Annotated in this window: 16 protein-coding genes; 9 read left to right on the top strand and 7 right to left on the bottom strand. The window is 60.5% G+C overall.

Features of this window, described 5'->3' with window-relative positions; translation table 11 throughout:
• The first annotated feature begins 12 nt into the window (after positions 1–12).
• From kdpF to FXO12_RS09250, 6 genes are all read left to right on the top strand, one after another.
• Positions 13–102 carry a K(+)-transporting ATPase subunit F gene (gene kdpF / locus FXO12_RS09275; protein ID WP_003218754.1) on the top strand — a complete coding sequence of 30 codons (90 nt, stop codon included), beginning with the start codon at positions 13–15 and terminating at the stop codon, positions 100–102.
• A gap of 9 nt (positions 103–111) precedes the next feature.
• The gene (gene kdpA / locus FXO12_RS09270; protein ID WP_057975731.1) at positions 112–1,806 is read left to right on the top strand and encodes a potassium-transporting ATPase subunit KdpA; all 1,695 of its coding nucleotides are present in this window, start codon (positions 112–114) and stop codon (positions 1,804–1,806) included.
• Positions 1,807–1,821: 15 nt separating this feature from the next.
• Positions 1,822–3,879, top strand: coding sequence for a potassium-transporting ATPase subunit KdpB (gene kdpB, locus FXO12_RS09265; protein ID WP_172415455.1), 2,058 nt, complete (start codon positions 1,822–1,824; stop codon positions 3,877–3,879).
• Positions 3,880–3,984: 105 nt separating this feature from the next.
• Positions 3,985–4,530 carry a potassium-transporting ATPase subunit KdpC gene (gene kdpC, locus FXO12_RS09260; RefSeq protein ID WP_057975733.1) on the top strand — a complete coding sequence of 182 codons (546 nt, stop codon included), beginning with the start codon at positions 3,985–3,987 and terminating at the stop codon, positions 4,528–4,530.
• A 127-nt stretch (positions 4,531–4,657) separates the two neighbouring features.
• Complete coding sequence (locus tag FXO12_RS09255) at positions 4,658–7,300, top strand: sensor histidine kinase KdpD (protein ID WP_054921819.1); 2,643 nt, start codon at positions 4,658–4,660, stop codon at positions 7,298–7,300.
• Between the two features lie 140 nt (positions 7,301–7,440).
• Positions 7,441–8,130 carry a response regulator gene (locus tag FXO12_RS09250; protein WP_034126713.1) on the top strand — a complete coding sequence of 230 codons (690 nt, stop codon included), beginning with the start codon at positions 7,441–7,443 and terminating at the stop codon, positions 8,128–8,130.
• Between the two features lie 117 nt (positions 8,131–8,247).
• Here the strand turns inward: FXO12_RS09250 and FXO12_RS09245 are convergent, their stop codons facing one another.
• The 3 genes from FXO12_RS09245 to FXO12_RS09240 all read right to left on the bottom strand — a co-directional run bounded on the left by FXO12_RS09245 (position 8,248) and on the right by FXO12_RS09240 (position 10,538).
• Complete coding sequence (locus tag FXO12_RS09245; protein WP_232458742.1) at positions 8,248–9,078, bottom strand: IS3 family transposase; 831 nt, start codon at positions 9,076–9,078, stop codon at positions 8,248–8,250.
• 8 nt (positions 9,079–9,086) lie between these two features.
• On the bottom strand, positions 9,087–9,395 hold the full coding sequence (locus FXO12_RS28945) for a transposase (RefSeq protein WP_057978987.1): 309 nt from the start codon (positions 9,393–9,395) through the stop codon (positions 9,087–9,089).
• Between the two features lie 105 nt (positions 9,396–9,500).
• On the bottom strand, positions 9,501–10,538 hold the full coding sequence (locus tag FXO12_RS09240) for a patatin-like phospholipase family protein (RefSeq protein WP_054898472.1): 1,038 nt from the start codon (positions 10,536–10,538) through the stop codon (positions 9,501–9,503).
• A 216-nt stretch (positions 10,539–10,754) separates the two neighbouring features.
• Between FXO12_RS09240 and FXO12_RS09235 the strand changes: the two genes are divergently transcribed.
• The 3 genes from FXO12_RS09235 to FXO12_RS09225 all read left to right on the top strand — a co-directional run bounded on the left by FXO12_RS09235 (position 10,755) and on the right by FXO12_RS09225 (position 12,723).
• The gene (locus FXO12_RS09235) at positions 10,755–11,033 is read left to right on the top strand and encodes a hypothetical protein (protein ID WP_003189839.1); all 279 of its coding nucleotides are present in this window, start codon (positions 10,755–10,757) and stop codon (positions 11,031–11,033) included.
• Between the two features lie 41 nt (positions 11,034–11,074).
• Positions 11,075–11,836, top strand: a complete 762-nt coding sequence (locus FXO12_RS09230) for a CHAD domain-containing protein (protein WP_054921818.1) — start codon at positions 11,075–11,077, stop codon at positions 11,834–11,836.
• An 89-nt stretch (positions 11,837–11,925) separates the two neighbouring features.
• Entirely contained in the window at positions 11,926–12,723 is a 798-nt protein-coding gene (locus FXO12_RS09225) for an acyl-CoA thioesterase II (protein WP_034126715.1), read from the top strand.
• 9 nt (positions 12,724–12,732) lie between these two features.
• Here the strand turns inward: FXO12_RS09225 and FXO12_RS09220 are convergent, their stop codons facing one another.
• The 4 genes from FXO12_RS09220 to FXO12_RS09205 form a co-directional block, all read right to left on the bottom strand.
• The gene (locus FXO12_RS09220) at positions 12,733–13,095 is read right to left on the bottom strand and encodes an Mpo1-like protein (RefSeq protein ID WP_054921817.1); all 363 of its coding nucleotides are present in this window, start codon (positions 13,093–13,095) and stop codon (positions 12,733–12,735) included.
• A gap of 116 nt (positions 13,096–13,211) precedes the next feature.
• Positions 13,212–13,616 (bottom strand): Imm50 family immunity protein, encoded by a 405-nt coding sequence (locus tag FXO12_RS09215; protein ID WP_034126716.1) that lies wholly within the window; start codon positions 13,614–13,616, stop codon positions 13,212–13,214.
• Positions 13,613–18,304, bottom strand: coding sequence for an RHS repeat-associated core domain-containing protein (locus FXO12_RS09210; protein ID WP_372241994.1), 4,692 nt, complete (start codon positions 18,302–18,304; stop codon positions 13,613–13,615). The genes FXO12_RS09215 and FXO12_RS09210 overlap by 4 nt, the downstream gene beginning before the upstream one ends.
• Positions 18,305–18,526: 222 nt before the next feature.
• Positions 18,527–19,996, bottom strand: coding sequence for a methyl-accepting chemotaxis protein (locus FXO12_RS09205; RefSeq protein WP_054920166.1), 1,470 nt, complete (start codon positions 19,994–19,996; stop codon positions 18,527–18,529).
• Between the last annotated feature and the right edge of the window lie 24 nt (positions 19,997–20,020).

Genomic DNA, 20,020 nt, shown 5'->3' with positions numbered 1-20,020 from the left:
GGGGAAATTTCCATGAGCGTTCTGGACGGAGTGTCACTGCTATTGGCCGTGGCGCTGTTCATTTATCTGCTGGTTGCGCTGTTACGCGCGGATCGGAACTAGGAGCGGGCTATGCACAGTTATGACTATTGGCTGATCATCGCCTTCTTTGCCGTGGTACTGGTGCCGGCACCCTTTTTGGGGCGGTTCTACTACAAGGTGATGGAAGGCCAGCGCACTTGGCTCACCCCGGTACTGGGGCCTGTCGAGAAAGCCTGTTATCGCCTCTCGGGTGTGGATGCGCAGCAGGAGCAGAGCTGGCAGAAATACATGCTGGCCTTGCTCGCATTCAATCTGGCGGGCTTCTTTTTGTTGTTCTCGATCCTGTTATTCCAGGGCTCCCTGCCACTGAACCCGCAAAAACTGCCGGGCCAGGAATGGACCCTGGCGTTCAACACCGCCGTCAGCTTCATGACCAATACCAACTGGCAGAACTATAGCGGCGAAGCGTCCCTAAGTTATCTAAGTCAGATGGCCGGCCTCACGGTGCAGAACTTCGTCAGTGCGGCGACCGGTCTCGCCGTCCTGGTCGCCTTGTGCCGTGGGATCGGACGCAAATCTGCCCAGACCCTGGGCAACTTCTGGGTCGACATGACCCGCGCCACCCTCTACGGCCTGCTGCCGTTGTGCCTGGTGCTCGCGCTGTTTCTGGTGTGGCAGGGCGTACCGCAAACCTTCGCCCACTATGTTGATGCGGTCACGCTGCAAGGCGTGGATCAGGTGATTCCCCTGGGGCCGGCCGCCAGCCAGATTGCGATCAAGCAACTGGGCACCAACGGCGGTGGCTTCTTCGGCGTGAACTCGGCGCATCCGTTTGAAGACCCGACAGCCTGGGCCAACCTGTTTGAAGTGGCCTCGATCATCCTGATCCCGGTAGCGTTGGTGTTTACCTTCGGCCATTACGTCAAAGACCTGCGTCAGAGCCGGGCGATCCTCGCGTGCATGCTGGCGTTGTTCCTGATCGGCGGCGCGACGTCGCTGTGGTCCGAGTACCAGCCCAATCCAACCCTGAACAACCCGGCGGTGGAGCAAACCGCACCGTTGGAAGGCAAGGAAACACGCTTCGGCACCACCGGTACCGTGCTGTGGTCGGTGACCACCACTGCGGCGTCCAACGGTTCGGTCAATGGCATGCAGGACAGCCTCAGCCCCCTGAGTGGGATGGTCGCGCTGGTCAACATGATGGTCGGCGAAGTGATCTTCGGCGGCGTGGGTGCCGGTATGTACGGCATGTTGCTCAACGTGTTGATCGCGGTGTTCCTCGCCGGCTTGATGATCGGCCGCACCCCCGAATACCTGGGCAAGAAACTCCAGGCCAAGGAAGTGCAATTGCTGGTGGTGACTCTGCTGGTTATGCCGGTCGGCGTATTGGTCTTGAGTGCCATCGCCGCCAGCCTGCCCGGCCCGGCAGGTGCCATCAGCAACCCTGGCCCCCATGGCTTCAGCCAGTTGCTCTACGCCTATACCTCGGCCAGTGCCAACAACGGTTCGGCGTTTGCCGGCCTCGGCGCCAATACCCCATTCCATAACCTGATGCTCGGCCTGGGCATGTTGATCGGCCGCTTTGGCTACATCCTCCCGGTACTGGCCCTGGCCGGCAGCCTGGCGATGAAGAAGACCGCACCGATTGGCCAGAACAGCTTCCCCACCCATGGCGCGCTGTTCGTGACCTTGTTGACCGTGACCATTTTGCTGGTGGGCGGCCTGACTTTCCTGCCGACGCTGGCGTTGGGCCCCATCGCTGAACACTTGAGCATGGGCTTCTAGTTAAGGGATATGAAAATGAATATGCCTGCAAAAAACGCGGCCCCGGTCAAACCCCTGGAGCCTGCCAAAACCGCCATCTCGGCGCTGTGGCGCCCGGCGCTGGTCCAGGCGTTCGTCAAGCTGGACCCACGTCAACTGCAACGCTCGCCAGTGATGCTGGTGGTGGAGCTGACCGCCATCCTCACCACCGTGTTGTGCTTTGTGCCCGACACCACCGTGCCCACTTTTGTAGCGGTGCAAATCGCCGTGTGGCTGTGGTTCACCGTGCTGTTCGCCAACTTCGCCGAAGCCCTGGCCGAAGGCCGCGGAAAGGCCCGCGCCGACAGCCTCAAGGCTGGCAGCGAAGGCTTGAGCGCCCGACGCCAGGAAGCCGATGGCAGCTTCAAGGTGGTGCCGGCCACCAGCCTGCGCAAAGGCGATGTAGTTCGTGTTGCCGCCGGGGAAATGATCCCCGGTGACGGCGAGGTCGTCGAAGGTATTGCGGCAGTCAACGAAGCAGCGATCACCGGCGAATCCGCCCCGGTGATCCGCGAGTCTGGCGGCGACCGCTCGGCCGTCACCGGCAACACGCGGCTGGTGTCGGACTGGCTGCTCATCCGCATCACCGCCAACCCGGGCGAGTCCACCCTGGACCGCATGATCGCCCTGGTGGAAGGCGCCAAACGCCAGAAAACCCCCAACGAAGTCGCGCTGGATATCCTGCTGATCGGCCTGACCCTGATCTTTCTGCTGGTGGTCGTGACCCTGCAGCCGTTCGCCCACTTTGCCAATGGCAGCTTGCCGCTGGTGTTCCTGGTCGCACTGCTGGTGACGCTGATTCCCACCACCATTGGCGGCCTGTTGTCGGCCATCGGGATTGCCGGCATGGACCGCCTGGTACGCCTCAACGTGATTGCCAAGTCCGGCCGCGCGGTGGAAGCGGCGGGGGACGTGCATGTGTTGCTGCTGGACAAGACTGGCACCATCACCTTTGGTAACCGTCGCTGTTCGGCTGTGGTCGCGGCGCCTGGCGTCAGTGGCCGCGAATTGGCCGAAGGCGCGTTGCTGGCGTCCCTGGCCGATGACACGGCGGAAGGCAAGTCCATCGTTGAATACCTGCGTGCCTTGCACCCGCAGGCCGAGCCGAGCCTGGATGAGTTGACCGCCGTACCCTTCAGCGCCGAGACCCGTTTGTCCGGTGTCGACTATCAGGGCCGTGTGTTCCGTAAAGGCGCGGTGGACTCGCTGCTGGCGTTTATCGGCCAGCAACGCAGCGACCTGCTGCCTGCGTTGTCGCGGGAAATCGACAAGATCGCCCAAAGCGGCGGCACGCCCTTGCTGGTGTGCGCCGATGGCAAGTTGCTGGGGGCGGTCCATCTCAAAGACGTGGTCAAGCCAGGTATCCGTGAGCGTTTTGCCGAGTTGCGCAAGTTGGGGATTCGCACCGTGATGGTCACTGGCGACAACCCGTTGACCGCCGCCGCGATTGCCGCTGAAGCGGGTGTGGACGATGTGCTGGCCGAAGCCACGCCAGAGAAGAAACTCGCGCGTATTCGCCATGAGCAGAACGATGGTCGCCTGGTTGCCATGTGCGGCGACGGCGCCAACGACGCCCCGGCGCTGGCCCAGGCTGACGTCGGCATGGCGATGAACGACGGCACCCAGGCCGCGCGCGAAGCCGCCAACATGGTCGACCTCGACAGCGACCCGACCAAGCTGCTGGACGTGGTGCAGATCGGCAAGGAGTTGCTGGTGACTCGCGGCGCGCTGACGACCTTTTCCATCGCCAATGACGTGGCCAAGTACTTTGCGATCCTGCCGGCGTTGTTCGCCTCGATCTACCCGCAACTGGGCGTGCTCAACATCATGCACTTGCAGAGCCCGCAGAGCGCGATCCTCTCGGCCATCGTGTTCAACGCGCTGATTATCGTGGTGCTGATCCCGTTGGCCCTGCGCGGCGTGCGCGTGCAGGCCGCGAGTGCGGCGGCGTTGTTGCGGCGCAATCTGCTGATCTACGGGCTGGGCGGATTGTTGGTGCCGTTCGTGGGGATCAAGGCCATTGACATGCTGCTGACCGCGCTGCACTTGGTCTGACCTGATCGTTCCCACGCTCCGCTGATCGTTCCCACGCTCCGCGTGGGAACGCCGCCGCCCCGGACGCTCCGCGTCCCACCGCACCACTGAATTGAGGAGTCTGAAATGTCCAACATCATCCGCCCAGCCCTGAGCCTGCTGGTACTCATGACCCTGATCACCGGCGTGGCCTACCCGCTGGTAGTCACTGGCGTGGCCCAAGTGGCCTTCCCCGATCAAGCCAATGGCAGCCTGGTGCGCGACGCCAGCGGCAAGGTGCGCGGCTCCAGTCTGATCGCCCAGGACTTTACCGGCGACAGCTGGTTTCACCCACGCCCGTCAGCCGGTGCTTTTGCCACAGTGTCCAGCAGTGCCAGTAACCTGGGCCCGAGCAATCCGGCCTTGGCGACACGCATATTCGAGGATGCCGGCAAACAGTCAGTGCCTGGCCAGGGCCCGGTGCCACTGGCCTCGCTGACAACCTCCGGCAGCGGCCTTGATCCACACTTGCCACCGCAGGCGATTGCCTATCAACTGGCGCGAGTGGCGGCGGCGCGAAATATGCCGGTGTCGACCTTGCAGAGGTTGCTGGATGAGCACATCGAAAGCCCTCTGGTAGGCCCGCCTGTAGTAAACGTACTGGCCTTGAACATGGCTTTGGAAGCTTTGTAAGCCAGGCGATCGCCATCGCGGGCAAGCCCGGCTCCCACATTTGGAATGCATTCCACTGTGGGAGCCGGGCTTGCCCGCGATGGCGGCCTTGAAGACTCTCTATCAATACCTGAAGGAACCCCCGAGCATGAGCGACGCCGGCCGCGCCGATGCCCTGTTAGCCGATCTGCCCCGGGACGGCCGTGGCCGGCTCAAAGTTTTCCTCGGCGCCGCGCCCGGTGTCGGCAAGACCTACGCCATGCTCCAGGCGGCCCATACCCAACTGCGCCAAGGCGTGCGCCTGATCGCTGGGGTGGTCGAAACCCATGGCCGCGCCGAGACCGAAGCCTTGCTCAGCGGCCTGCCGCAACAACCGTTGTTGCGCAGCGAATACCGTGGCGTGATGCTCGAAGAAATGGACCTCGACGGCCTGCTCGCCGCCAAGCCAAAACTGGTGCTGGTCGATGAACTGGCCCACAGCAACGCCCCTGGCAGCCGTCATGAAAAACGCTGGCAAGACATCCAGGAACTGCTCGCGGCCGGCATCAACGTATTCACCACGGTCAACGTCCAGCACCTGGAAAGCCTCAATGACCAGGTGCGTGGCATCACTGGCGTGCAAGTGCGCGAAACCTTGCCGGACTGGGTGCTGCAAGAGGCCGACGAACTGCTGCTGATCGACTTGCCATCCCGCGAGCTGCTTGAGCGTCTGCGTGACGGCAAGGTGTATGTGCCGGAGCAGGCGCGTGCGGCCATCGATGCGTTTTTCACCCAGACCAACCTCATGGCCCTGCGCGAGCTGGCCATGCAAACTGCCGCCGCCCACGTCGACGATGACCTGGCCCAGGGCTACCGCCAACTCGGTCAGGCCGCGCCGGCAGTGCGTGGGCGCCTGTTGGTCGGTGTGGATGGCGATGCGCAAGCCGAACGACTGGTGCGCCATGCCTGCCGCGTGGCCCAGCGTCGGCATTTGCCCTGGAGCCTGGTGCACATCGACAACGGCCGTGCGCGGGATGAGCAATCGCGCCTGCGCCTGCAAAACGCCCAGCAACTGGCAGAGCGGCTGGGCGGGGAAGTGGTGTTGCTGCGCGCCGGGGAAGTGGCCAAGACCCTGATCCAGCACGCCGCCGAACGCCGTGCCAGTTTAGTGCTGGTGGGGCAGTCACGGATGCGCTGGCGGCGGCGCCTGTTCGGTGGCGGCTTGGCGGCACGCCTGTTGCGCAATGCCCGCGGCTTGGAAATCAACGTCCTCGACAGCGATGACATGCCTGCACCGCCACGCCTGCCGGAGATGCGCGGGTTGGTGTGGTTCGATTACGCCTTGGCGGTGGTGGCGACCCTCGCCGCTGCCGCAGTGGCCTGGGCCGTGTCCAGTGCGTTGGCGCTGCCGAACATCTCGCTGGTGTTTCTTGCCGCCGTGCTGTTGGTGGCGGTGCGCAGCAGCCTGGGGCCGTCCCTGGTGTGTGCGGCACTGTCGTTTTTGACTTACGATTTTCTGTTTATTCCGCCGAATTTTTCCTTCGCCATCCAGCGCGAAGAAGACGTGTTGACCCTGTTGTTCTTCCTGCTGATGGCAGCGTTGACCGGCAACCTCGCCGCACGCCAGCGCCGCCAGCTGCAGGCGTTGCGCGATACCCAGGAAGAAACCAGCGAACTGCTCGACCTGTCGCGCAAGCTCACCGCTGCCACCGACCGCCAAGCTGTCATCAGTGCCGCCGCCCACCATCTGCAAGGTTGGAACGAGCTCGATCTGTGCCTGGTCAATCGCGATGGACAGGGCGGCTGGAAGGTCGAGACCGGTGGCCCGTTGACCCTCACCGAAGCTGAACGCGCCGCCGCCGATTGGGCCTGGCAGCATGATCAGCCGGCCGGCATGGGCACCGGCACCTTGCCGTTTGGGCGTTGGTGGTGGTGGCCGCTGTCGGGTGAAGAGGGGCCCTTGGGGTTGCTGGGTGTCAGTGCCAAGCCTGGCCTGGAATTGAGCGGGCAACGTCGACGCTTGCTCACCGCGTTGAGCCAACCGCTGGCCCAGGCACTGGCGCGGGCACAATTGGGGCAGGAGTTGGAATCGGCGCGCCTGCACGGCGAAACCGAACAACTGCGCAGCGCTTTGCTCGCGTCGGTGTCCCACGACTTGCGCACGCCATTGACCTCCATGCGCGGCAGCATCGACAGCCTGCTGGCCCTGGGTGAAGCCATCCCCCTGGAGGATCGCCGCGAATTGCTCGAAGGCACTCGCGACGAGGCCGAGCGCCTCGACCGTTATATCCAGAATCTGCTGGACATGACACGCCTGGGCCACGGTGCGCTGAAACTGGCACGCGATTGGGTGTCGCCCGGCGATATTGTCGGCAGTGCCCTTGGGCGATTGCGCGCCGTGCTGGCGCCGTTGCAGATGAGCACCGATGTGCCGCCGGAACTGCCCTTGTTGTATGTGCATGCGGCGCTGATTGAGCAGGCCCTGGTCAATGTGTTGGAAAACGCCGCACGGTTTTCGCCGCCCCAGGGCCGCTTGCAGTTGCGCGCGGGCGTGCAGGATGAGCAGTTGTTTTTTGCCGTAGCGGATGAAGGGCCAGGCATTCCCGAGGAGGAGCGTGCGAAGATCTTCGACATGTTCTACACCGCTGCCCGCGGTGATCGAGGCGGGCAGGGCACCGGCCTCGGCTTGGCGATCTGCCAGGGCATGGTCGGTGCGCACGGTGGGCATATCAGCGTAGCCGATGGCATTGACGGGCGGGGCACCTGCATCACCTTGTTTTTACCGCTGCCCACACAACCTGCCCTGGAGTAAACCTCGTAGGAGCGAGCTTGCTCGCGAAGGTCGTTAACGATAATGATGGCTTCCTGAATGCACGCGTTGCCTAGAGGTTTTTCGCGAGCAGGCTCACTCCTACAGAGGGTGATTTTTTTAATGGGTTTTAATGAGACACCATGAGCCAGACCGCGACGATTCTTGTCATTGATGACGAACCGCAGATCCGCAAATTCCTGCGCATCAGCCTGGCTTCCCAAGGCTATAAGGTAATCGAAGCCGGCACCGGCAACGAAGGCCTGGCGCAGGCGGCCTTGAGCAAACCGGATCTGCTGGTACTCGACCTGGGCCTGCCCGACATGGACGGCCAACAGGTGCTGCGCGAGTTTCGCGAGTGGTCGAGCGTGCCGGTGCTGGTGCTGTCGGTGCGGGCCAGCGAAGGTCAGAAGGTCGAGGCCCTCGACGGTGGCGCCAATGACTACGTGACCAAACCGTTCGGCATCCAGGAGTTTCTTGCCCGGGTGCGTGCGCTGTTGCGCCAGGCACCGGCCGGAGAGGCTCAGGAAGCCGCCTTGAGTTTTGGCCCGCTGACGGTCGACCTGGCCTATCGCCGCGTTTTGCTGGACGGTGCCGAAGTGGCGCTGACCCGCAAGGAATACGCAGTGCTGGCGCAGTTGGCACGCCACCCGGGGCGGGTGATTACCCAACAGCAACTGCTCAAGGACATCTGGGGGCCAACCCATACCGAGGACAGCCACTACCTGCGGATCGTGGTGGGGCACTTGCGCCAGAAGCTGGCGGATGACCCGACCCAGCCACGGTTTATCGTGACTGAGGCGGGGGTGGGGTATCGGTTGCTAAGTGCCTGAGCGTTTGGTGCCTGTGCTGGCGCCATCGCAGGCAAGCCAGCTCCCACAGCTGAAATGCATTTCCCTGTGGGAGCCGGGCTGAACTGGTCAAGTAATCCCGGACACCGATTACGGTGTTTATGCCGCTTTTTGCTCCATGGCTATTGGCGACAGGTAGTTGTTGTAGCTGTGGAGCCTGATTCGATTGTATCGCATGAAGAAGCTGGTCATATCCTGCCTGGCTTCTTCAACTGTCGTATAACCCTTGGTGGGCACCCACTCTGACTTGAGCGTCCCGAAGAAACGCTCTGTTGGCGCGTTGTCCCAGCACTGCCCCCTGCGGCTCATGCTTTGCGTTATCCCATGTTCCAGCAGCTCAGACTGAAAGCGCTGGCTGGTGTATTGGCAGCCTTGATCCGAATGAAAGATCAAGCCTGCATGTTTGCCTCGAACCTCCACCGCCATTCTCAGCGCCTTGCTAACCAGGTCGGCGTCATTGATCAGGGAAAACGCCCAGCCAATGATTCGGCGGGCGAACAGATCAATGACCGCTGCCAAGTGATACCAGCGTTTACCAACCATCAGGCTGGTAACGTCGCCGCACCAGACCTGATTAATTGCGGCTGGCTCGAAGTTACGCTCGAGCAAGTTCTTGGCCACAAATGCTTCGACTCCTCTAGAGCGATACTGATGGCGGCGGCGCTGCCTGCTGGCCAGATTTGCCTCCGCCATGAGTTTTCCGGCCAGATGCCGTCCCACCTTGATCTGCTGGGCCTTCAAGTGCTGAGAGATCATCCGCGCGCCTGAACTTCCCCGGCTTTCGTCATGCAGTTGCACGACTTTTGCTCTGAGTGCGTCACGCTTGGTATTCGGCGCTGAGCGACGCTTAAGCCAGTCATAAAACGCGCTACGGGAAACGCCCAGCGCACTGCAAAGCAGGCAGGTCGGATATGAACTCGACTCTCTCAGTTCCTCGATCAGGAAAAACGATCGGGATCCGACATCAAGAGAGCCGTAGCCTTTTTTAAGATTTCAGCCTCGGTCTCCAGACGCTTGATCTTGGCTCGCAGCTGCTGCAGCTCTCGCTGTTCTTCGCTGATTGCCTTGGTACCAACCACTGGCTGCCCTTTCAGGCGTTCTTTACGAACCTGATCAACCCAGCGGCGCAGAGCCGTAGGGCCAACTTCCATCGATGCACATACGTCGGGAACTGAGCAATTATCATCAAGAACCATGCTTGCAGCACGTTGCTTGAACTCGCGGGTGTAGGTCTTTCGCTCTTGCATGGAAACCTCCTGATTGGGCGAATCATATCGCCCTTAAGAGGTGTCCGGGAGCATTAGGCCAGTTCAGGCTTGCCCGCGATGAGGCCATCCGCAACACTTACACGCTCAACTCTGCTCACTCTCATACCGATCCAACGTATCACTGGCAATCTCCCGCCCCAAAGCGATCAATTCCGGCGCTTTATAGAACTCGAAAAAGCGGCACACCCGCTTTGGCACGTTGATCAGCACATCGGGCGGATACCCAGCGATCTTGTACTGTGCCAATGAGGTTTGCATCACCTCGAAACTCTGGTTGATCAGGTCCAGCAACGAGGCAGGCCCGACGTTGTCGATGATGAACGAGCCGGTGGCCGACTTCGGTGCACCGGCTTTCTCGGGCGCCGCGGCAGGTTGCTGGGCTTCGGGTTCGGCAGACTCCAGCCACGGGTTGATTTCGGCGGCCTGGGCCTGCAAGGCTTCTTGTTCCAGCTTCATCAACTGCTCGGCCTGCTTGCGGCGAAATGGCAGGTGGGAGCCCAGTGACTTGGCCAGGCTGTTGAAGCGGCTCTTGAACGCCGGCGGGCGCGGAATCACCGGCAATTGGTAGTGTTTCTGGTTGGTGGCATTGAGGTTGACCGCAATGATCAAGTCGCAATGGCTCGACACCACCGGAACGATGGGCAGAGGGTTGAGCAGGCCGCCGTCCACCAGCATGCGGTTGCCCTGCATCACCGGTGTGAACAGGCTGGGGATGGCCGCCGAGGCGCGCATCGCCTGGTGCAGGCAGCCTTCCTGGAACCAGATCTCCTGTTGGTTGGTGAGGTCGGTGGCGACGGCAGTGTAGGGGATGCGCAGCTCCTCGATATTGATATCGCCGACAATCTTGCGGATTTGCCCGAACACCTTCTCACCGCGAATCGCTCCCAGGCGAAAGCTCACATCTACCAGGCGCAATACGTCGAGGTAGTCCAGGCTTTCGATCCAGTTGCGGTACTCGTCGAGCTTGCCGGCGGCGTAGATTCCACCCACCACGGCGCCCATGGAACAGCCGGCGATACAGGCGATGTCATAGCCGCGTCGTTCGATTTCTTCGATCACCCCGATATGGGCGTAGCCCCTGGCCCCACCGGAGCCCAGCACTAAGGCAACACGTTTCTTCATGGCCAGATCCTTCGCAAAACAGGGGCCCACAATGCACCCATCAAGGGGCCTGCTTCAATCCTTGCTGACAGCGCGCAATATTTTTCCAGGCTGGCGATCAGCCTCGGGTATGCTCTGGCAATAGGTACTACTGATTTCAGGCTAAGGACAAGGCACTTTTCCCTGTAGGCAACGTCTACAGGCTACGACTGAATTTGTATATTTGAGGTGTCATCAATGAAAGCCTGGATCTGTGTGCCTGTGATCGTGTTGGCCTTGGCTGGCTGTGCCGGGAAAACCGCGTATCGCGACAGCTGTGGCTCGCAATTGGACGCCGCCTGGAAAGAGCTGGACCTGGCCAAGGCCGAAGGTTTTGCTGGCACTGTCAGCTACTCCAAGGCTTTGTCGCTGTTGACTGGCGCCAAGACTCAGCAGCAGTTTGAAGCGTTCGAGGGTTGCTCCAACAAGGCCGAAAAGGCGCGGTTCTACATTCGTGAGTCTCGCGCCGGGCGATAACCCAGGGCGGATAGGATTTTTCATCGGAAAGTGAGGGCAGGATGTCAGCGTTGGTCAATCAGTTAGTCGCTCAGGTCATTGGCCTGGAAGTAGGGTTACTGAGCTGCCAGGCTCGCCTCGCCGCCGTCACTGACGATGAAGCCTTGCATGATTTGCGCACAACGGTACGCCGCCTGCGCAGCCTGTTGCGCCCTTTGCGCGGGCTGCCCGGTGTCGAACAGCTTGAATTGGCCGCCAGCACGGTTGGCCAACTGACTACGCCGCTACGCGACCGAGAGGTGCTGGCGGCGTATTTGCATCAGCACGGTCATCACGACGCGGCTGATCGACGCCTGCGTCTGCAGCCCGAGGCTTATCGCCAGGTGGCGCAAAGCCCGGAGTTGGCGCACTTGCTGCTGATTCTGGATGCGTTCCCACGGTTTATCCGCGCGTCCCAGCATCAGAAACTGCTCAAGGGCTTGCGCCCGCGCATCCAGAAACGCCTGGCCAAGCAATGGCAGGCACTCGATGGCGCCTTGAAGGACCCCGATCATGACCGCCACCGGCTACGGTTGCTGATCAAACGTGTGCGCTATGCCGCCGAGGCGTATCCCGAGCTGGACAAATTACCCACCAACGCCCTGTCGCACTTGAAGAAGGCCCAGAGTGCGCTGGGTAACTGGCATGACTGTTGGCAGTGGCTGGCCCAGGCCGGCCATGAGCCAGACCTGCAACCCTGCGTAGCAGTGTGGCAGCGCACCATGCTCAAGGCGCAAGGCAAGGCCGACCGTGTGCTGGACACGCTCAGCGCCGAGTGTTTTTAAACCGGTCCGGTTTTTGGCCGGAATGGGCGCTGTGCCTGTGCAATTCGATGGTTAAGATTCCTCCACGATTTTCTTGATGTGAGGTCGCCATGCGCTTTAGTGATTTGCTCGACGCTGCCCGTAGCAATCCGCTGGATGTCACCATCCCTGCCGAATGGGCCCAGGGCCGGGCCACCTTTGGCGGGCTGGTCGCTGCCTTGCAGTACGAGGCGCTGCGCGCCCAGGTGCCGGCGGACCGACCGCTGCGCTCGCTGGCCATCACCTTTGTCGGCCCGGTAGCGCCGGATGTAACTGCCAGCTATCAAGTCGAAGTGCTGCGCGAAGGCAAGGCGGTCAGCCAGTTGCTGGGGCGCGTGGTGCAGAACGGTGAAGTGGCGACCCTGGTCCAGGCCAGTTTTGGCGCCTCTCGCCCCTCCGAAATTGACGTGGCAAGTGAGCCGCCACCGGTATTCAAACATTGGGATGAGTGCCAGGAACTGCCCTATATCAAGGGTGTTACCCCCGAATTCATGCGGCATCTGGCGATGCGCTGGAGTGTCGGTGGCCTGCCGTTTACCGGCAATAAATCCCGCGACATGGGCGGCTGGGTACGGTTGCGGGGGGATGTGAAAGAGGAGCCACTGACCGAGGCGCATATCCTCGCCCTGGTCGACGCCTGGCCACCGGCGTTGCTGCCACACCTGAAAAAGCCCGCGCCGGGCAGCACCCTGACCTGGACCATCGAGTTCATCCAGCCGTTGCAAGACCTGACTACGCTCGACTGGTGCCAGTATCACGTCAATATCGAACACGCCCGCGACGGCTATGGCCACGCTGCCGCTGCCTTGTGGAGCCCGACCGGCGAGTTGATCGCCCTCAGCCGTCAGACCGTGGTGGTGTTCGCCTGAACCCGCCGGTCAGTGGTGGTGCCGCTGCCGCCAGGCGCGCCACCAGCCACCGCTGAGCACAAAGCGCGGGAAGGTCACGAACTGCTCGACCACCAGGCGCTGCACCGCATCTTTGCGATCACTGAACGGCTCACTGGCCTGGGCTTCCAGGCTATGGCCGTGACCCTGCAACGCCAGGCCCGCGACAATGCCAATGACACCGACCGCGAAGCTGGCCAGGCTAAGGCTGAACACGCCCGACACGATCAGCAGGAAACCGACGATAAACAGCGGCACGGCAATCAGGTGCAACGCCAGGTTGGTTGGGTGCTGATGGTTCTGTGGGTACTGACGCCATTGCCAGGCGGGGAGATTGGGGTGACGTTTGCCCATGGTGGAGAATCCTCTGTCCGTTGAAACAACTTGAACAGAGTTTAGGTTGAGGTGGGCGAGGTGGCGAATTGGGGCTGGCTATGGGGCTCATAGTAATTATGCGATTTTTGCTCTATCTAGAAAAAATAATCGTCTGGACCATTTATGTATACATTCGGATCGCAAAGTGAAATGAATTTAGCCTTGAATTCAATTAGAGAATTTTCATTCTTTGCTTGGAAATGAAAAAGATCATTTTGCTTAGTGATATCAACAAGAAACACCTCTTTAATGGGGATGTTGTGTATTTTTAATTCGCGAATGCCATGGCAATCGATGCCCATTCTGCAGGTGTTATAGCCTTTCCCTTCCCATTTTTTTGGCAAAGTATCTGGAAATTCGGGTATGTCGAATCCTAATCCCACAGAAGGTCGATCATTTTCTATTTGCAAAGAAAAAAGAGCAATTTGGCCGATTTCTACAGGCGTGCTAAAAATTTTTTCAAAAAAAATATTATGATCAAGTTCGTTCCAGTATTTCATCGACTTCTCCTAAAGTTGTAATGGTCCTTGCCGCCGTCTACGGTTCCGTTTCGAGGCTTGTCTATTGGTCGCAAATTGAAATGCGCTTTTTGGTCACCTATGCCGTCTGGTCTGCCGAATTTATGCCCGGCAGAATGGTCCTGAATAAGAACCTTCGAGCCGTCTGCTCTCGTGAATTGATAAACCCTTGAATTTATGGTTCTACCGCTTTCATCCAATATATTGTCATCATTCAAATCAGTCATTTTTTCTATTTTGTACTGTGTCGTTCTTCCTGAGTTCGGGTGTGTCATCACATCGGGGTTTTGAGTCATAGGTACATTGGCATCCCTTTTTGCTTGCCTGAACGCCCCTTTACGAGAGACATCAGGTATATCCGGTTCTGCAGGCAAAGAGCAGATCGGTTTTTTCTTTCCTGAGCCAGGACAATTTGCGCTCAACCCTAGAGGATCAACCCACCCCGTAGGGTTGGGCACATATTGGTACCCGTTGATCCCACCCGCCAACTTCACCGGATCCGGCGTCAGGTAGCGACCAATATCCGGATTGTAGTAGCGATGGCGGTTGTAGTGCAGTCCGCTTTCCGCATCGAAATACTGCCCTTGAAACCGCAGTGGATTGTCGACTTTGCCCACGTCGAGCCGGGCGATCTGGCCGTAGGCGCGGTAGTGGGCGGACCAGACGATTTCGCCTTCGGTGTCGGTCAGTTCCTGCGGGGTGCCGAGGTGGTCGAGTTGGTAGTGGTAGGGCTTGGTTTCTTTTGGGCCGAAACCTTCCAACAGGGCCAAGGGGCGGAAGCTGTCGGGCTCGTAGAGATAGCTGCGATGGCGCTCTGCATGGTGTTCGGCTATCAGCTTGTCGCCTTGCCAGAAAAATTCCGTGGTTTTGCCCTCCACGGTTTTGCTGACACGCCGCCCAAACGGGTCATAGCGATAGCTGGCGGTTTCGCCGTTCGGTTTTGTGATGCCGATTAACCGATGCTGGCAGTCGTAGCGGTACTCAGTAACGAGTTGCTGGCCCTTGCCGCGTCGTTCGCGGATGAGGTTGCCGAAGGCGTCGTAGTCGTAATGGCGGTCGCCTTGGATCATCAGACGATTCGCCGCGACGATGTCCGGGCCGGGGCGGTCTTGCATCAGCAGGTTGCCGGCCGGGTTGTGGGCGAAGCGTTCCTGTACGTCCTGGGAGTGGTCGGCGCGGGTCAGGCGGTTTAGCGGGTCGTAGCGGTAAAGGTGTTCGCCTTTGCGAGTGTCGAGCAGGCGGGTGAGGTTGCCGCTTTTGTCGTAGTCGTATTGGCGTTGGTAGAGGTAGTTTTGCTGCTGCGTAACGGCGTGGGCGTGCAGACGATTCTGGTCGTCGTAGTGGTAGTGGCTGAGCAGTTGGCCTTGCTGGCGCTGATGTTCTCGGCCGCTCTTGAATAGATGTGAGGTGAGTACTTCACCGTTGAGCTCGACGGTAGCGAGGTGGCCGCCTTTTTCGTGGGTGAAGGTGAGGCGGTTGTTGTCCGGCAGACACAGGTTTTTCAGTTGCCCGCAGGCGTCGTAGCCGTAGCGCAGGGTGCCCCAGCCCTGGTGTTCGGCGGTGAGGCGGTTTTGGCGGTCGTATTCGTAGGCCAGCGCCCAGTGGCCGTCCTCGACGCTAAGGAGGTTGCCCTGGCGGTCGTAGGCATAGTCGACAACGCTGGCATCGGGCAGGGTTTTTCGGACGAGGCGCCCGGCGTGGTCGCGCTCGTAGCGGGTGATTAGCTGACTGTTATCGTCGCCGTATTCGGTCTTCTCCAGCAGGTTGCCGTTGAGGTCGTAGGCGTAGGCGGTGCGCTGGCCGTCGAAGCCGGTTTCCTGGCGGATCAGGCCGTTGGGGTGGTAGTCGAGTTGGTAGGTTTCGCCGGCTTCGTTTTCGATCTCGGTGAGCAATAGCCGAGCGTTGTCGTAGCGGTACTTGACCTGGGTGCCGTCGGCGTTGAGGCGGCGGCTGATCAGGTGCAGGCCATCGGCGTATTCGTAGCGGGTGACGTGGCCGAGTTCGTCGCGTTCGGCGATGATTTTGCCGTAGGGGTTGTAGCTGAATTCCCTACAACCACCGCCTGGCAATACAAGACGAATCAACCTGCCGACGCAGTCCCAGTGATATTGCGTCAGCGCACCATGCTCATCCTCACAGGCAACTTGCCGCCCCAGATCGTCATAGCGATAACGCTTGATCCCACCATTGGGCAATTGCTCCTCAAGCAACTGCCCACGTTCGTTCCACACCAGTCGATGGCAACTGTGATCCGGGTACCAAACTCCAGTCAGTTGCCCGTGCTTGTTGTAGCTGTAGTCAGTAACCTCTCCATCGGGATCGGTCCTACGCGTAACATCGCCTTGCTCATTACGCTCATACTTCCAGACCGCCTCCCCACGCCTGACAACCCGTACAAAACCGTTGTCATGCTCGTAGGACGTTGGCTCATCATCCCCCGGAAACAGCGCGACCAAGCGCCCGGCATCGTCGTACTGATAGGCCGTCACCGCGCCCATCGGGTCTTGCTCGACGGTCAGCCGGCCCTGGTCGTCGTAGGATTTAAAGTGCGTGGCGCCGTCCGGATCAATCCTCTGCACCAGCCGCGCCCGCTGGTCATGGACATACACCTCCTGGCTACCATCGGCGTTATGCACCGTGACACGCCCGTCATCGCCCCAGGCATAGCGCGTGTCCATCTGCGAAAAACTCGCCCAATGCCGAACGCAGCGCGCCGCCTTGCCCGCGTGTTCCCATTCCCAATAGAAACTCGCGCCTCCGGCCAACTGCCGCTCGAGAATGACGTGCTGATCGTCGTACCGATAACGCTCGCTTTCACCGACGGCATTGGTCGCACACACCAGTCGGCCAGCTTCGTCATAGGCGTAGGAAACGATGTTCTGCTCGGTTTCCCAAACGTAGGGCTCACGCCCTTTGGCGCGATGCACCTGGTAGTCCACCGCGACAATGCGATCCAGCTCATAACGCAACAGCAACGAGCGCCCCGCGCCGTTATCCAGCCGTTCAATCCGCCCAGAACGATCCCGGCAAAGGCGCAGCCGGTTGTCATACGCATCGCTGATGGTTGTCAGCACACCGTCGCGGAAGTGGTAGAAACGCGAGGCTTGGGCCAGCACCAGTTCATCAGGCGAGGCTCCCAAATAGATCGCCGCTTCGGCCAGGCTATTGGTGATCGCCGGCCGAGAAACGGTGGGCAAGGGCAGGGTAGTCGAGCGGTTCTCATGGTCGGTCCACACCACCGAATCGCCCGACACCACCAGCCGATGAGCCAGCGCATGGCTCCAGCCAAACCCCAACCCACACTCGACTTCCACCGCACTGGTGCGGTACAGCCGCGTCCACTCAAACGGCAAGATCCCATCCAGCGCGCCGTCGGTAAGGGTCAGCAATTCCTCGCCGGTGACCATCGACACCGGGCAACCGTGGGTGACGGTTTTATCCGCTGGCGCCGCCGCATCCCCCTTCGGGTTCGACGCCACAGCCGGCACATCATCGACAGGCTCCTGACGAACCAACGTGGTGCGCTGGGTCTTGCCGCGCACCATCGACACCGGGTTCGAAACCAGCGTGTCGCCTGCCTTCAACGGCACCACTGGCACCGCCTTGACCGGCGTCGCCGCACTGCTCAGCAACACCGGCTTTGCGGCCTCCACATGGGGCTCCAGCCGAGGCCCCGCCACCTGCTTGGCCAGCAATTCCAACAACGCCCGCGCCCGCCCGGACTTGACGCCACTAAGCATCTGAGCACCCAGGCGCAGCTGCACCCCAATGCCTCGCGTGGCCCAGATCAGCAGCAAGTTGATCAGCACTTCGCCGGTGATTTCACCCAGCAGTTCATATATGTCGGGCGGCGGCAGCATGCGTATCCAGGCCACCAGTGCCGATAGATAGATGAACAACAGCGGCTCATCACTGAGTACCAGCAACCCCTTGGACAGCGTGTCTTTGCCCAGCTTGAGCAGCGCATTCAGCTCGGCCTCGGACAGGTATTTCAGCAACGTTTCGCTGTTGGTCTTGAGGTTGGCGAGCAGGTCGTACAGCTCGGTGATGTTGTCCCACAGGTTATAAAGCGCGTTGCCCAGCCCGGCAGCAAAGGCCACGCCCTGTAAGGCACTGCGCTTGTAAGCCGGCGCTTTGGCAAAGTCTGCCCATCGAGGCTTGAAGTGCTCGGCCCATGCCGTGCGCAAATCCGTTTCCAGCCCGGCGATCACAGACTCATAGGACGCATACAGCGCCTGGACGTGAACCTTGGAAACAGTGGGATAAAAGGTGATTTCGTACTGTTGGTCGCGGCTACAGTCGCTGACTTCAAGAATGCCGCTGGGGCCAATGGTCCGATGCAGTGGCGCGCCTACCGGGCTGCCGTCCTGTGCAACGGCTTGCAGCCTCACGGGCGTGTTGCCGATAGGCACGAACTGCGTGCTTTCGAACAGATGCACCAGCGTCAGCCCACCCTGGGCTTTGCATTGAGCGACGGTGCGGCTGGGTTTGTCGGAAGAGATCGGCGCGACCAGTGCGACGTCTTCCCCAACCTTGAACACCTGCTCCACGCTAAGTGCCGAACCACTTAAAAAGCTGTCGGTCCACTTATCAAAGGTATTCAGGCAGGTGCGGAAGTCCGCGAATACGCGCTCAACCTTCGGCGCTTCGGGATCCATCGGCACCAGCATCAGGTTGGCCAGCACCGAGATCAAGAGACAGTCCCATTCATCAGGGCTCTAACGAACACCAGCATCTGCAATCCCTCGCACTGTTTGATCAGGCGAGGGACTTTGCAGCGGTTGTCAGGTAAAAGAAGTCGGCGTTATGCGCGAAAATAGCGAGGAAATTTCGTCTTAACTTCAGTTAAACCGAGGCTTGGTCGTAGGAGTCGGATTACAGCTGGAACAGTCTTACAACTTCAACTGCCCAATCGCCTTGCTCAACTCCCCGGCCAACGTCGCCAGTTCATTGCTGGTAGTCGCCGATGCCACGGTTTGATGTACGGTGTTTTCGGTCACATCGCGAATGCTCACCACGGCGCGGTTCATCTCTTCGGCAACATGGCTTTGCTGCTCGGCGGCCACGGCGATCTGGGTGTTGCTTTCGCGCATCTGTGCCACGGCCCCGGTGATTTCAGCCAAGGCCACACCAGCTTCCTGGGCCTGCTGGACGCAGTCATCGGCCTTGAATGAGCTTTCCTGCATGAAGTCCACGGCGTCGCGGGTGCCGGCTTGCAGCGCCGAGACCATGCGAGTGATTTCGTCGGTGGAGCTTTGCACACGCTTGGCCAGGTTGCGCACTTCGTCGGCGACTACCGCGAAACCGCGACCCATTTCCCCGGCGCGGGCGGCTTCGATGGCGGCATTGAGGGCAAGCAGGTTGGTCTGTTCGGCGATGCTGTGGATCACACCGACCACGCCGTTGATTTTCTGGCTGTCTTCGGCCAGTTTCTGGATCATTTCGGCGGTCTGCTGTACCCCACTGGACAGCCCGGCGATCGAATGCTGTACCCGGGTGACCACTGCCTGGCCGCTGCCGGCGAGGGTGTCGGCGGACTGCGACAAGTCACGGGTGGCGCCCGCGTGCTGGGCGATGTGGTAGACGGTGGCGGTCATTTCGTTGATGGCGGTGGCGGCCTGGTCGGTTTCGCTTTGCTGGCCCAGCATGCCGTGTTGCACCTCGTTCATGCTGCTGGCCAGGCGTGCGGCGCCGTCGTCCAGTTGCCGGGCGGTGCGTGCCACGGTATTGACCACGCGCTGGTAACCGGCTTGCATGGCGTTGAAGGCGCTGGCCATCTGGCCGACTTCATCCTTGCAGGCCAACGGCACCCGCGCCGACAGGTCACCAGTTTTTTCAACGTGCAGCATTACATCCTTGAGGGTGTTGAGCTGACTGAGCAGGAAGCGGATCAACAACTGCGAGGCGCCGAGCATGGCCAGCATCAGGACTGCCACGGCAACGGCGTAATTGGCGAAGCGTTCACTGAACACCTGGCTCAGGCTCGGCGCGTAGGCGAGGACTGCGACCTGCTGGCCGTCGGCCCGGCTGATCACCTCGGCGCCGATCAGCGGGTTTTCACCGAACAACGGCATAGGGTTGAGTTCAGTCCAGCCGTTGGCAGTGTTCAGGGCGGGCAGGTCCTGGGGGATCTGGCCTTTGGAAAATGCGAGCCAGTGCTCACCAGTGGGCAAGGTTCTGTCGGCTGGCCAGGCGCTTAGCAAGCGTCCCTGAGCCTGGGCCGATGCCTGTGACGCCTGGCTACGCGCCTGTTGTTCCAGCTGTACCGCGTACAGCACCAGCAGCAGGGTGGTGATGAAGGCGACCGCATTGACGGCCCAGAATTTGTATTTGAGCGAGATATTGCTAAGCCAGGCACCCATGGAAGGTTTTCTCTGATAGCGGAA

Source organism: Pseudomonas sp. J380 (assembly GCF_009827115.1).
In the GTDB taxonomy this organism is placed as follows: Bacteria; Pseudomonadota; Gammaproteobacteria; order Pseudomonadales; family Pseudomonadaceae; genus Aquipseudomonas; species Aquipseudomonas paracarnis.
This window is presented reverse-complemented; position numbering and strand designations above follow the sequence as displayed.